The organism is Nocardia sp. NPDC057455, assembly GCF_042802775.1.
GTDB lineage: Bacteria > Actinomycetota > Actinomycetes > Mycobacteriales > Mycobacteriaceae > Nocardia.
The window spans coordinates 23,460-36,018 of sequence record NZ_JBHVDM010000074.1 but is presented as its reverse complement, the minus strand read 5'-3'; the positions used below and the strand labels follow the sequence as shown (position 1 = coordinate 36,018).

The 12,559-nt window shown below is 67.9% G+C and carries 11 protein-coding genes; 3 read left to right on the top strand and 8 right to left on the bottom strand.

The window, feature by feature from the left end:
- Positions 1–38: 38 nt before the first annotated feature.
- The 4 genes from ACFU5M_RS25275 to ACFU5M_RS25260 form a co-directional block, all read right to left on the bottom strand.
- Positions 39–503 (bottom strand): DUF5130 domain-containing protein, encoded by a 465-nt coding sequence (locus tag ACFU5M_RS25275; protein WP_379053147.1) that lies wholly within the window; start codon positions 501–503, stop codon positions 39–41.
- The gene (locus tag ACFU5M_RS25270) at positions 490–768 is read right to left on the bottom strand and encodes a hypothetical protein (RefSeq protein WP_379053145.1); all 279 of its coding nucleotides are present in this window, start codon (positions 766–768) and stop codon (positions 490–492) included. Before ACFU5M_RS25270 ends, ACFU5M_RS25275 begins: the two co-directional genes overlap by 14 nt.
- A gap of 104 nt (positions 769–872) precedes the next feature.
- Positions 873–2,477 carry an alpha-amylase family glycosyl hydrolase gene (locus tag ACFU5M_RS25265; protein ID WP_379053144.1) on the bottom strand — a complete coding sequence of 535 codons (1,605 nt, stop codon included), beginning with the start codon at positions 2,475–2,477 and terminating at the stop codon, positions 873–875.
- A gap of 216 nt (positions 2,478–2,693) precedes the next feature.
- The gene (locus tag ACFU5M_RS25260; RefSeq protein ID WP_379053142.1) at positions 2,694–3,098 is read right to left on the bottom strand and encodes a globin; all 405 of its coding nucleotides are present in this window, start codon (positions 3,096–3,098) and stop codon (positions 2,694–2,696) included.
- Between the two features lie 243 nt (positions 3,099–3,341).
- Here ACFU5M_RS25260 and ACFU5M_RS25255 point away from each other — a divergent pair, with 243 nt between their 5' ends.
- Positions 3,342–4,046: an HNH endonuclease gene (locus tag ACFU5M_RS25255; RefSeq protein ID WP_379053140.1), complete on the top strand. Its 705-nt coding sequence runs from the start codon at positions 3,342–3,344 to the stop codon at positions 4,044–4,046.
- A 4-nt stretch (positions 4,047–4,050) separates the two neighbouring features.
- Here the strand turns inward: ACFU5M_RS25255 and ACFU5M_RS25250 are convergent, their stop codons facing one another.
- A complete protein-coding gene (locus ACFU5M_RS25250; protein WP_379053139.1) occupies positions 4,051–4,617 on the bottom strand; it encodes a helix-turn-helix domain-containing protein in 567 nt (188 codons plus the stop codon).
- 168 nt (positions 4,618–4,785) lie between these two features.
- On the opposite strand from ACFU5M_RS25250, the gene ACFU5M_RS25245 reads away from it, so the two are divergent.
- Together ACFU5M_RS25245 and ACFU5M_RS25240 are read left to right on the top strand one after the other, a co-directional pair.
- Positions 4,786–5,481, top strand: a complete 696-nt coding sequence (locus ACFU5M_RS25245) for an AzlC family ABC transporter permease (RefSeq protein ID WP_379053138.1) — start codon at positions 4,786–4,788, stop codon at positions 5,479–5,481.
- Positions 5,481–5,789: an AzlD domain-containing protein gene (locus tag ACFU5M_RS25240; RefSeq protein WP_379053137.1), complete on the top strand. Its 309-nt coding sequence runs from the start codon at positions 5,481–5,483 to the stop codon at positions 5,787–5,789. Before ACFU5M_RS25245 ends, ACFU5M_RS25240 begins: the two co-directional genes overlap by 1 nt.
- A 559-nt stretch (positions 5,790–6,348) precedes the next feature.
- Here the strand turns inward: ACFU5M_RS25240 and ACFU5M_RS25235 are convergent.
- The 3 genes from ACFU5M_RS25235 to ACFU5M_RS25225 form a co-directional block, all read right to left on the bottom strand.
- Complete coding sequence (locus ACFU5M_RS25235) at positions 6,349–7,017, bottom strand: hypothetical protein (RefSeq protein WP_379053135.1); 669 nt, start codon at positions 7,015–7,017, stop codon at positions 6,349–6,351.
- A gap of 45 nt (positions 7,018–7,062) precedes the next feature.
- Positions 7,063–7,434: an acyl-CoA thioesterase gene (locus tag ACFU5M_RS25230; protein WP_379053149.1), complete on the bottom strand. Its 372-nt coding sequence runs from the start codon at positions 7,432–7,434 to the stop codon at positions 7,063–7,065.
- Positions 7,435–7,523: 89 nt separating this feature from the next.
- Positions 7,524–12,461, bottom strand: a complete 4,938-nt coding sequence (locus ACFU5M_RS25225) for an NAD-glutamate dehydrogenase (RefSeq protein ID WP_379053133.1) — start codon at positions 12,459–12,461, stop codon at positions 7,524–7,526.
- Positions 12,462–12,559: the final 98 nt, after the last annotated feature.

Sequence of the window (12,559 nt, the reverse complement as noted above, 5' to 3'; positions counted from 1 at the left end):
GCCCGGCAACCGGGTGGACGCGCCGGTGAACCGATCCCCTACCTGCCGATGGCGGCGGCCATCACGCGGACCGCGGAGACCACACCGTCGATCAGCTGGCCCTGCCGGAACGAGCTCAGCGCGGCGGTGACGCCGAGCTGGCAGACGCGATCGTTCGCACGGTCGGCGACCGCCCGCCCCGAGCGCACCTCGATCGCCTTCTCGTTGGGCGAGACGGCGATCAGCACCGAGTGCGCCGCCTCGGGCGTGCCGGGGAAAATCGCGTCCGCGGCCGCGGCCGGGTCCTCGCCCAGGTCGCCGATGTAGACGTTGAAGCGCACCTTGGTCGCGCGGGTCGCCTCGGTCAGCACGTTGTCCATGGTGAGCCGCTCTTCATCATTGAACGGCGCTTCCTTGAACACGTCGCCGGCCTCGTGCACGCCGGAGACGCGCCCGCTGGGGGTGATCGCGTATCCGTGCGGCAGATCGGCTTCGACTACCGCGGGCCACTTAGAACCTGCCACTTGCCCGTCCTCCGATCAGTTCCACCTCGGTGGACTCGATGGCCGCATGCTGTCCATGCGGCGTTTCCGCGAAGTGGTGACCCGAGCCGATCACCTCTTCGGTGGCACTCCACAGCACCGGCGGCTGGGTCCACTTCTGGCCGAGGGCGAAGTGGACCGGCTTCTCGCCAGGCAGTGGCTTACCGAGGAACGACAATCCGGCGATCACGCCGTAGATCACCAGCGGGATGCCGGCGAAGATCAGCACTGTCTCGAGAATGCTCACGGGGTCAAAGGTAGACGATCCTCTGTAGTAGTTCTCCGCCCGGTCGAGCCGGATCGCCGTCCGTGTCGGCCGCACCCGCGCCGAGCTGGGAGTTTCGCCGTGGCTCAGACCAGCCAGGCGGCCGCGCTCGGCGGCAGCTGGCCTCCCTCGGTCGGCGCGCTGGACAGCAGCACGTCTCCCGGCGGGAGCTGGATGGGCGCGTCCGAGGCGTTGAGCACGCAGACCAATCCCCCCGGGCGGCGGAACGCGAGACAGCCCGGCGGGCTGCCGTACCACTCGATCCGGTCCCCCGCGAACTCCGGCCGCAGCGAGCGCAGTTCGATCCCGAGGCGATACAGCGACAGTGTCGACCCCAGCTCCTCGAGCTGAGCCTCCACGGTCAGCGGCGCCCAGTCCGGCGGAATCGGCAGCCACGGCGTTCCGGTGGTGAACCCGTACGGCGGCGCGGCGCCCTCCCAGGGCAGCGGCACCCGGCAGCCGTCCCGGCCGCGCTGGGTGTGCCCCGAGCGCTCCCACACCGGATCCTGCAACACGTCATCCGGCAGGTCGTCGACATTGGGCAACCCCAGCTCGGAACCGTTGTAGACGAACACCGCCCCCGGCAGCGCCAGTTCCAGCAGGATCATCGCCCGCGCTCGCGCGACGCCGAGCGCGCCGCCGCCGTAGCGGGTGACCTCGCGCTCGATGTCGTGGTTGGACAGCGTCCAGGTGGGCACGGCGAAGACCGGCGCGACGGCGGCGAGCGAGTTGTCGATCGCGTTGCGCACCGCCTCGGCGTCGAACGCCGATTCGGCGAGGCGGAAGTTGAACGCCAGATGCAGTTCGTCGGGGCGTACGTACTCGCCGAAGCGGGTGTTGTCGTTCACCCACACCTCACCGATGGTCACCGCGTCCGGGTATTCCTCGACTACCTTGCGGATCCGGCGATGGATGTCGTGCACGGCCGGATTGTTGAACCGCGGGTCGCTGTCGTCGTGCGCGAGCAGGGCGGAGGCGGACAGCTCGGGCATGTCCGGCAGACCGTCGGGCTTGGCCATGCCGTGCGCGACGTCGATCCGGAATCCGTCCACCCCGCGGTCGAGCCAGAACCGCAGCGTCTGCTCGAAATCGGCCGCGACCTCGGGATTCGACCAGTTCAGATCGGGCTGCTCACGGGCGAAGATGTGCAGGTACCACTGGCCGGGCGTGCCGTCGGGTTCGGTGATCCTGGTCCAGGCGGGACCACCGAAGATGCTCGGCCAGTTGTTCGGCGGCTCGCCGCCGCCGGGCCCACGGCCGTCGCGGAAGATGTACCGATCGCGTTCCGGGCTGCCGGGAGCCGCCGCCAGCGCCGCGCGGAACCACGGATGCTGGTCGCTGGTGTGGTTGGGCACCAGGTCCATGGTCACCCTGATCCGGCGGGCGTGCGCCTCGGCGATCAGCGCGTCCATCGCGGCGAGCCCGCCGAAGAGCTGATCGATGTCACGCGGGTCGGCAACGTCGTAGCCACCGTCGGCCATCGGCGAACGCATCACGGGGCAGATCCACAGCGCGTCGACCCCGAGCAGTTCCAGATAGCCCAATTTGTCCCGGACTCCCCCGAGATCGCCCACCCCGTCTCCGCTCGAGTCCGCGAAGGATCTCGGATAAACCTGGTAGAACACGGCAGACCGCCACCACGACTGGGTGGTGGGATCCACCGGCGCCGTTACGGCTGGTGCATCACTCACATCCGCAATAGTGCCAAATTTTCGATGCGAAAGCCTTCAGGCGATATCGGCTTTCGAATCGTGGGCAAATGTTCGGCACCGACCGCTGCCGAGGCGAAAAGCACTGCTCTACAGCACCTCTCCGGCGCAACGCTCCCGTCACCCGCTGTTCACCAGCGAATACGCCGTCACCTCAACGCGGTAGAAAACACACCGACCGCCGTGCTGAACGCGCTGTCAGAACGGGGCGTTCACCAACGAGTTGGCGGCCATCTCCAGGTAGTCGAGCAGCGCCTTGCGATGCTCGTCGTCCAGGGCCTCGGGCTCGATCTCGGCGACCGCGATGCGCATGCACCGCAACCATGCGTCCCGCTCGATCGGTCCGATGGTGAACGGCATGTGCCGCATGCGCAGGCGGGGATGGCCACGCTCGTCGGAGTAGGTGCGCGGACCGCCCCAGTACTGCTCCAGGAACATTCGCAAGCGACGCTCCGCCGGGCCGAGGTCCTCCTCCGGATACAGCGGGCGCAGCACCTCGTCGGCGGCCACCTCGCGATAGAACGTCGCGACGAGCCGCCGGAACGTCTCCGCCCCACCGACCTCCTCGTAGAACGACGTCGCCGTTTGCTCGCCCGAAGTCATAGACCCTCTCGATTCACCGGATGCGCCGCTGTCCATTGTGCCCGCGCCGGGGGACTGCCGCCGCACTGCCCTCGCGCCGCCGCTCGGCAACCGGAACATCGCACTGAAATGGCACTTCAGCCACAGTTAACCGGACATTGTCGAAAATCACCGTGCAATGCCCGACATTCCATGGTCAACTGGGTGACAGTCTCTGCTTTGCAGATACCACATGATCCTGCCAATCATGAAATCGAGGTCGAGATGAAGCAGCGGCACGGCGCCCGATCACACGAGGCGCGAGCGCACCGACAACTCCAGCCCGCCGACGTCCACAATCGTGGGTCGGGGGCTACTCCGCTGCACATCGTGTCCGACCATCATCCGGGTGGACATCGTGGCCATCACGACCACGGACCCCGCCCCACCGCCCCGCTCGCCGAGGGCACGAACTGGCTCAAGACCAGGGTGTTGCTGTTGAACGCCACCTACGAGCCGCTCACCGCTCTGTCCGCGCGCCGCGCGATCGTCCTGCTCATCTGCGACAAGGCCGACGCCATTCATCACAACGACGAAGGGCCGGTAGTCCATTCCGCCGAGACATCGGTGGCCATCCCCTCCGTGATCCGCCTGCGCAGCTATGTCCACGTCCCGTATCGCGCCCGGGTGCCGATGACCCGCGCCGCCCTCATGCACCGGGATCGCTACCGCTGCGGGTACTGCGGCGGCAAGGCCGAGACCATCGATCACGTCATCCCGCGCAGCCGCGGCGGGGAACATTCCTGGGAGAACTGCGTCGCCAGCTGCGCGCCGTGCAATCACCGCAAAGCCGACAAGCTGCTCAGCGAGCTGGGCTGGACGCTGCGAGCCCCACTGGTCTCGCCGAAGGGCCCGCACTGGCGCCTGCTGTCCACCACCACCGAACTCGACCCCGTGTGGTTGCAATATCTCGGCGAAGGCGCCGCCTGACGGATCAGGTGTATTCCACCACCAGCGTCGCCCAGGTCGGCGAAGCCAGCGCTTCGAACACATGCGGCCGGTCGCCCGGGTATGCGATGTAGTCGCCCGGGTGTAATTCGACGGGTGCGTCGACCGGTCCGGCCAGCGCGCGCCCCTCGGCGAGCAGGACGTGCTCGACCACACCGGCGATGTGCGGATCCGATCGGCGCGCATGCCCCGGTTCCGCGGTGATGCGAAACAGGTCGCGGCGGGAATTGGCCGGCCCGGCCGCCAGCAGCGTCGCCCGGTATTCGGATTGCTCGGCCGCGACGACCGGGCCCTCACCGGCGCGAATCACGTGGACGCTCGGGCGCGGCGGGTCGAGCAATCGGGAGAACGGCATATCAAGGGTCACGCACAACGCCCACAATGTCTCCAGGCTCGGGTTCCCGGTTCCCGATTCCAATTGCGACAACGTGGATTTCGCGATGCCCGCCCGGCCGGCGACCTCGCTCAGCGACAACCCGGCCCGAGTGCGCTCGCGGCGCAGCGCTGCGGCGATCACCGCCTGGGGTGTCGTCGTCGCGTCCCGCTCGGTCATACCCGCTCCGTTTTGTTCTGCAGTGCCTGTGGCGCTGCGTGTTCGGTCTCGCTTCGCTCGAAAACTGTGGTCGTGCGATCGGTCGCGCCCCGCCGCACCTACTGCCTACGGAACCAGCGACAGAAAACCATATTGACGGAACCGGGCGCCATGTTCACTATAAACAACATGCGTTCGATATGGCGAACACTAGATCGGGATGTCATGGCGGGCATCGGGGCGGTGTGCCTCGCCGTCGGCGTGATGGGGGTCTCCTACGGGGCGACCGCGGTCGCGGCGGGCTTGCCGATCTGGCTTCCGATCCTGCTCGGGTGCGTAGTGCTCGCCGGAAGCTCGGAATTCCTCTTCATCGGGATCGTCGCCGCGGGGGGCAGTCCGATCGCGGGGGTGCTGGCGGGTCTGCTGGTGAACGCCAGGCATGTGCCGTACGGACTGTCGGTCCCGGACGCGGTGGGCACGGGCTGGCGCAGGTCACTGGGCGTCCATTTGATGAACGACGAGTCGGTCGCCATGACCATCGCGCAGCCCGACGCGCGGCGCAGGCGGGCGGCCTACTGGCTCACCGGCGCAGGGGTGCTGCTCGCCTGGCCCGGCGGCGCTGCCATCGGGGCGTTGATCGGATCGGTGGTCCCGGACACGTCGGCATTCGGCCTCGACGCGGTGTTTCCCGCGGTCCTGCTCGCGCTGGTGCTGCCGGCCCTGCGGGATCGCACCACCCTCGCCGCGGTCGCTGCGGGCACGGCGATCGCGCTGGCCTGCGCTCCGTTCCTGCCCACCGGACTGCCGGTCCTCCTCGCCCTGTGCGGGGTACTGGTCGCGGCGCGGGAAAGACCTGCGCCGTCGGCCGCGCGGGAAGCCGTGTGATGCTGGCCGCCGGAATCATCGCCCTCGCCGCGGGCACCTACGCGTTTCGCTGGGCCGGGCCCGCGCTGCGCGAGCGGGTGCGCATCCCGGCGCGCGTGGTGCGCTTGCTGGAAATCAGCGCCGTAGTGCTGCTGGCCGCGGTGGTGGCCGTGACAACGCTGCCGATCGGCACCGCGAGCCTTGGATTCGCCATGCCCGCAGGCGTTCTCGTCGGCGGAGTGCTGGCCTGGTTCCAACGCCCCATCTTGATGGTCATGCTCGCCGCCGCCGCGACGGCGGCACTCCTTCGCTTGATCGGCGTCCCCTGACGGGCCCGAACACACTTTCTGCCACCGTTTTTCGCGAGGGGCGGCGCCGTCCCCTCCTGCTGACGGCGCCGCCCATACCATCGATCGCTCCCGGGCGCCCATGTGCTACCGAGTCAGCCTCCCCCATACGAATACCGCTGCGTGCGGCACAACCGGGCTCGATGGTCATCGTGCGGAGGCCCAGTCGATTCTTGCGGAGGGCCGGTTCGGCGCGCGTCCATTCGTCGCCGGCGGAACCTGCGCGCTGCCGACGGCAGCACGACCGCCCGTCGGCACCGGCGGGCGATCCACCCTCGAGGCGTGTCGACGGCCGCCGCAACACCCCGCGCAGCCAACCGTCGATGTGCGCGGCCCAGGGCAGCGGGAGTGGTGAGAGAGTGGTCCGGGAAGCGTTTCCGGTCCGAGGACACTCGCGCGTCGATAGCCACATCGTGCAGCGAAAGTCGTGCACGGCAGCACAATCGGGGGGTGACGCGGCGCGATGCTCGACGACACGGACGTGGACATTCGGGCCGGCGCAACGGTGTCCGCTCCGCAGCGGTTTCGGTGCGCGGCACGCTCAGTGCGGCAGAAGAGGGATCCCTCCACCGAGCCGCCGAGCCACCGAGCCGTAGCGGGCGTCGAGCCGCAGCCATGTCCTGGTCGCCCGGACGCGCACGATCTCGGTGGGCGGGATGCGGCGGGGGTCTGCTTTCTCCCCCGAATGCGGGATGAAGTCCATCGCGGTGAGCGCGAAGACGACCCGCATCGGCACCTCTACCCGGGCGCCCGCGCCGGAGACGGTCAACACCGCCTGATCGAGCAATGAGGCGGGCGGGCCGTGGCTGCTGCCGTGTTCCTTCGCCAGCTGCGCACCCTGCTCGGCGAGTTCGACCAGGGTGCGCGCGGGCACGTCGTCGACGTGCGCGAAACCGTCCATGGGCGGCAGCGCGCCCCGCCACGCGGAGTCCATCGAATATCCCAGGTCGATGGGACCTCCGCTCGCCGATCCGGCCAGCACGAGATCGGCGCCGACCGTCACGTCGTCGACACCGAGTTCCGCGACCACGGTGCGCATGGCCAGCGCCTCGAAACCCGTCGCCACCCAGGCCGCGACGTACTTCTCCCCCCGGCGGCGCAGGCGCACCACCGCCGCCGGGTCCAGCCGCACGGCCCTGGTCAGAAACGTCGCGAGATTCTCTCGCTCCGCCGGATCCGGCACGTGCAGCACTCGTTGTTCCGCTCTCACGGCAGCTCCGCCGTCAGCACTCGACGATCATCGACGCGCGGCCGCTCACTCCATCCATTCCGACAGGTAATCACGCTCGCCGTCGGTGAGCCTGCGCAATCGTTGCGCCCGCATGTCGAACGCCGCGATCTGCGTGGACGCGACCACGGCCGCGGGCGAATCGGGCTGTGCGCCCGCCGCCCGCACCTCGTAGCCGATGGTGAAGTCCACCGCGCGCAACTGCTCGATCCACATGGCGATATCCAGCGGCGTGTCCTCGTGCCGCAGCTGGCCGCGGTAGCGGACCCGCAGATCGGCGAGTACGCAGCCCTCGCGCAGCGGGGCGGTCGGACGACCGTCCTCGAACAGCCACGGAATCCGTGCCTCTTCCAGCAGCGTCACCATCCGGGCATGGTTGACGTGCTGGAACACGTCCATGTCCGACCACCTGACGTCCACCTTCGCGTGGAAACGCCTGGGCAGCACGAGACTGCCCGCCGCTTTCCCACTTCCGCTCGCCGAACTCGTCAACGTGGTACCTCCGATTGAGCGCCCACCCCGCTCACCATGCTCCGCACTTGCCGCGCTGCAACCGACAACGTGGCGAGATCGTGGGTTCCGGACTCGAACAATTCCGACAGCGCCGCCCTGGCTCGGCCGAGGCGGGACTGATTCTTCGACTCCCAGTATGCAATCTTCTCATCCGCCGTCTCCTCGGGGTCGCCGCCGGAGAGCACGTCGAGGGTGAGCGAGCGCAACGACCCGTACATGTCGTCGCGCAGCGCGAGCCGCGCCAGCGCGTGCCAGCGGTCGCCGCGTTCGAGGTGGCTGACCGCCTGCAACAGCCAGTCGATCTTGAGGTGATCGTTGAGCGCGTAGTACAGCGACCCGACCTCGTCGCCGTCCCGGTCGGTGATGTCGGCGATGTCCACGATGTCCAGCAGCGGGAACAGGTGGAGCAGGCCGAAGACCTCGGTGGCCAGATCGGTCGGCGCGCCGCGGGCGATCAACTCGGCGGACCGGTCGGTGAGAGTGGACACGTGGTGTCCGCGCAGCCATCCAGGCACCTTCGGGGCGAGTTCGCGCACGTCGGCGCGGTACCGGCTGATTTCCGAGCCCACCGCGACCGGCTGGGGCCGGTTGCTCAGCAGCCACCGGGACGCCCGGTCCAGCGTGCGCTTCGTCTCCAGTTCGAGCAGGTCGCGCACCGATGTGGGCGCGTCGGACGCACGGATTCGCGCCCATGTCCGGTGCAGGTCGAAGATCCCGCTGGCCGCGGCGAAGGCGCGCACCGCATCGGTAGTGGTGGCGCCGACCTCCTCGTTCAGCCGGTGCGCATAGGTGATCCCGCCGTAGTCCACCATTTCGTTGGCGATCATGGTGGTGACAATCTCCCGGCGCAGCCGGTGGCGCTTGATCGCCGCTCCGAAGCGGTCGCGCAGCGGTGTCGGGAAGTAATCCGGCAGCCGCATGGCGAAGTACTGGCTGTCGGGCAGGTCGGAATCCAGCAGATCGGCCTTGAGTGAGAGCTTCACGTGCGCCATCAGATTGGCCAGCTCCGGTGACGCCAGCCCGGAGCCCTCTTCCAGCCTGCGCTTCATCTCCTGATCCGAGGGCAGCGCCTCGAGTTCGCGATCCAGGCCGCGACGGTGTTCGAGATCTTCGACCAGCCGCATCTGCACGCTCTGCATCTGCGACGCTTCGGTGCGCGAGAGACCCATGAGGAAGTTCTGCGCCACGTTGTCCCGCAGGACCATCTGCGCGACCTCGTCGGTCATCGAGGCCAGCAGCGGATTACGCTCGGCGACAGCGAGTTCGCCACTGGAGACGACGGCATCGAGCAGGATCTTGATGTTGACCTCGTGGTCGGAGCAGTCCACGCCCGCCGAGTTGTCCAGCGCGTCGGTATTCATCCGCCCGCCGTTGCGGCAGAACTCGATCCGGCCCAGCGCCGTCGCACCCAAGTTGCCGCCCTCGCCGATCACCTTGACCCGCAGCTTGTTCCCGTTGACGCGAACCGGGTCGTTGGACTTGTCACCCACCTCGGCATTGGTCTCGGTACTCGCCTTGATGTAAGTGCCGATACCGCCGTTCCACAGCAGATCGACCGGGGCGAGCAGGATGGCGCGGACCAGATCCGGCGGCGACAGCGAGACGACGTCTTCGCCGAGGCCGAGGGCCGCCCTGGCCTGCGGGCTGATCGGCACGGCCTTCACGGTGCGGTCCCACACACCTCCACCGGAACTGATCAGCGACGTGTCGTAATCCGCCCACGACGACCTCGGCAACGCGAACATCCGCTGCCGCTCCCGATAGGAACGTGCCGCGTCCGGGTCGGGGTCGAGGAAGATGTGCCGGTGGTCGAACGCGGCCACCAGACGAATGTGCTCCGACAACAACATGCCGTTGCCGAACACATCGCCACTCATGTCACCGACACCGACCACGGTGAAGTCCTGGGTCTGGGTGTCGAGTTCCATCTCACGGAAGTGCCGCTTCACGCTCTCCCACGCGCCCTTGGCCGTGATGCCCATCGCCTTATGGTCATAACCGGCCGAACCGCCGGAGGCGAACGCGTCACCGAGCCAGAATCCGTAACTCTGGGCCACATCATTGGCGATATCGGAGAACGTCGCGGTGCCTTTGTCCGCGGCCACCACCAGGTAGGTGTCGTCACCATCGCGCCGCACGACTCGGGCGGGAGGCAGCACCGCACCGGTCGCGCGATCCACATTGTCGGTCACGTCCAACAGACCGGAGATGAACGTGCGATAGCAGGCCACGCCCTCCGAACCCAGCGCCTGCCGGTCCGCCACCGGATCGCCGGTGGCCGCGGGCGGTTGCTTGACCACGAAACCGCCCTTCGCGCCGACCGGCACGATCACCGCGTTCTTCACCGCCTGCGCCTTCACCAGACCGAGAATCTCGGTACGGAAATCCTCCAACCGATCCGACCACCGCAGACCACCACGCGCCACCGACCCGAAACGCAGGTGCACACCCTCCACCCGAGGCGAGTACACGAAGATCTCGAACTGCGGCTTCGGTTTCGGCAGTTCGGCGATTTCTCGCGGCTCGACTTTCACCGAGACGTAGTCGCGCGGCTTGCCTTCCACGTCGGTCACGTAGTAGTTGGTGCGCAGCGTCGCCTTGATCAGGCCGAGAATCGCGCGCAGAATGCGGTCCGCGTCCAGGCTGACCACCTCATCGATCCGCCCGCGCACCTGCGTCTCCAATTCCGCGGAGTGCTCGGCGGAGACGGTGTCGGGATCGAACCGCGCCGCGAACAGGTCGACGAACAGGCGCGCGATATCCGGATAGGTGAGCAGCACACGGCAGATATTGGCCTGGCTGTACGGAAAACCCGCCTGCTGCAAGTACTTCGCGTAGGTACGCAGGATCGAGACCGCCCGCCACGGCAGCCGGGCGCGCAGCACGAGTTCGTTCAGACCGTCCGCCTCCGCGCGGCCGTACCACATCGCCTCGAAGGCTTCCACGAACCGCTCACGCAGCCCGCGCACCTCCGCCTCCAGCACGTCGGCGCGTTTGGAGGACTCCAGCAGTTCCGCGTCCAGATCCCGATCGAGTGAACTGCGCAGCAGCTCCGAACGGGCGAGCAGGCCGAAGTCGTAGATCCACCGCTCACCGCCTGCGCCGCCGTCACCGGCCTCCAGCTCGATCTGGTACGGCCGCTCGTCGACCACCTCGACGCCGAGGCTCTGCAACAGCGGCAGCACCTGGCTCAACGAGATCCCACTGCCACCGATGTAGAAGGTGAAGCGCCACGAACCGGGTGCCGAATCCGGCTTCCGATACAAGTATTGGTCTATGCCGCCGTCGCGCAGCCGCTCCAGGCGCACAATGTCGCGCAGTGCGCGGGGTGCGGCGAAATCCTGTTTGTAGCCCTCGGGAAAGGCTTCCGCGTACTGCTGCACCACGGCGGGATCGAGCACCGTCGACGTGCTCACCTCGTCGTTCAAGCGATCGTCCCAGGTACGAGTCGCCTCGGCGAGCAAGTTCTGCAGACGCAGCCGGTTGGGCTCGGAAGTGTCGGCGGCGGGTGGCGTCTGCCGCGGGGCACCGTGCTCGGCTTCCGGCATGCGCACCGTGAAATACACACGCGCCAAGTCGCTTTCGCCCACCCGCGCGGAGTAGTCGATGGACACCCCACCCAGTTCGCGGACCAGGATATCCTGCATCTCCAGCCGTGCGTTGGTGGTGTACCGGTCACGCGGCAGATAGACCAGGCAGGCGACATAGCGGCCATAGGTGTCCGCACGCAAGAACAGGCGTACCTGGCGACGCAGGCCCACGCTCAGTACAGCGGTGGCGGTGCGACGCAGCGTGTCGCCATCGGCGGAGAACAGCTCGGTGCGCGGGAAGGACTGGATGACCTCGAGCATCGCCTGACCGGAGAACGACTGCAGATCGAACCCGCTCTCCTCGATCGCCGAGCGGACCCGGCGCTCGATCACCGGGATGTCCAGGACGTTCTCGTGCACGGCGGTGACCGTGAAGACCCCGATGAACAGGTGCTCGCCGACGACCGTTCCGTCCGCGTCGAAATCGGCGACGCTGACGAAGTACGGGTACACCGCACGATGCACAGTGGCGGGAACCAGCCCTTGGGTCAGGGTCAGCAGCGGACGGTCACCGCCGTTGACCGGCACGTGGAAGTCGGTGCCCACGTCCGGCCGCAGCACGCCGAGGCAGGTGGCGGGCAGGACGGTGGTCATCTCCCGGCCCTGGTCGGTGCTCAGCCGGTAGCGCGCGTAACCGAGGAGAGTGAAATTCCCGCCGGCCAGCCAGCGCAACAGGTTGGCGGTCTCGGTCAGCTCGACCGGCTGGAACGGCGCGGACCCGGATCGCGCGGCCCGCTCCAGGTCGTCGGCCAGCTTGCTCTGCGCGTCCTCGATGGCCTCGGTGTCACCGATCACCTGACGCACGTCGTCCACCACGTCCGGCACGGCGGACTCGACCTTGGCCAGCAGCGCCGCGCTGGTCGACGGGTGCAGTTGCACGTGCATCCAGGATTCGCGCAGCCCCGCCGCGCCGGTGCCGTCCACCTCGTGCGCGGCGGCGTGCGTCAGCCGCCCCTGCTCGTCCCGCTCGACCTCGAAGATCGGGTGGATGATCTCGCTGACACTCACGCCGATCCGGCTCAGCGACGAGCTGATCGACTCGACCAGCAGCGGCATGTCGTCGGTGACGATCTGCACCGCCGCACCGATTCCGGAGCCGTCATCCGGGTGATACACCCGGACCAGCGCGCGACCTGGGCGGCGTGTCACCGCCAACTCCACATGCCTGCGGAAGATCTGGGTGATGCCGGTGATCGCACAGTCCACATCGCCCGCGTCGACGTGGCGGAAGTACGCTTCCTCGAGCGTCGCGAGTTCGCCGCGCAGTGACTGCGGCAAACCCGCGGCCCACGCCGCGCTGGACAATTCGGACGAGACGGTCATTTCGCCAACTCCCTCGGATATCGGTTCCGTAACAAAGTGACGCCGGTCCGAGAGTAACTGTGCGCCGATGACGCGTGGGTGAATTCCCTTTCGACATG

Excerpts from the sequence above, each read along its gene's own strand:
- ACFU5M_RS25260 (WP_379053142.1), bottom strand. The coding sequence starts at position 3,098 with ATGACTTCGGGCGAGCAAACGGCGACGTCGTTCTACGAGGAGGTCGGT.
- ACFU5M_RS25255 (WP_379053140.1), top strand. The coding sequence starts at position 3,342 with ATGAAGCAGCGGCACGGCGCCCGATCACACGAGGCGCGAGCGCACCGA.
- ACFU5M_RS25250 (WP_379053139.1), bottom strand. The coding sequence starts at position 4,617 with ATGACCGAGCGGGACGCGACGACGACACCCCAGGCGGTGATCGCCGCA.
- ACFU5M_RS25245 (WP_379053138.1), top strand. The coding sequence starts at position 4,786 with ATGCGTTCGATATGGCGAACACTAGATCGGGATGTCATGGCGGGCATC.
- ACFU5M_RS25240 (WP_379053137.1), top strand. The coding sequence starts at position 5,481 with ATGCTGGCCGCCGGAATCATCGCCCTCGCCGCGGGCACCTACGCGTTT.
- ACFU5M_RS25230 (WP_379053149.1), bottom strand. The coding sequence starts at position 7,434 with ATGGACGTGTTCCAGCACGTCAACCATGCCCGGATGGTGACGCTGCTG.
- ACFU5M_RS25225 (WP_379053133.1), bottom strand. The coding sequence starts at position 12,461 with ATGACCGTCTCGTCCGAATTGTCCAGCGCGGCGTGGGCCGCGGGTTTG.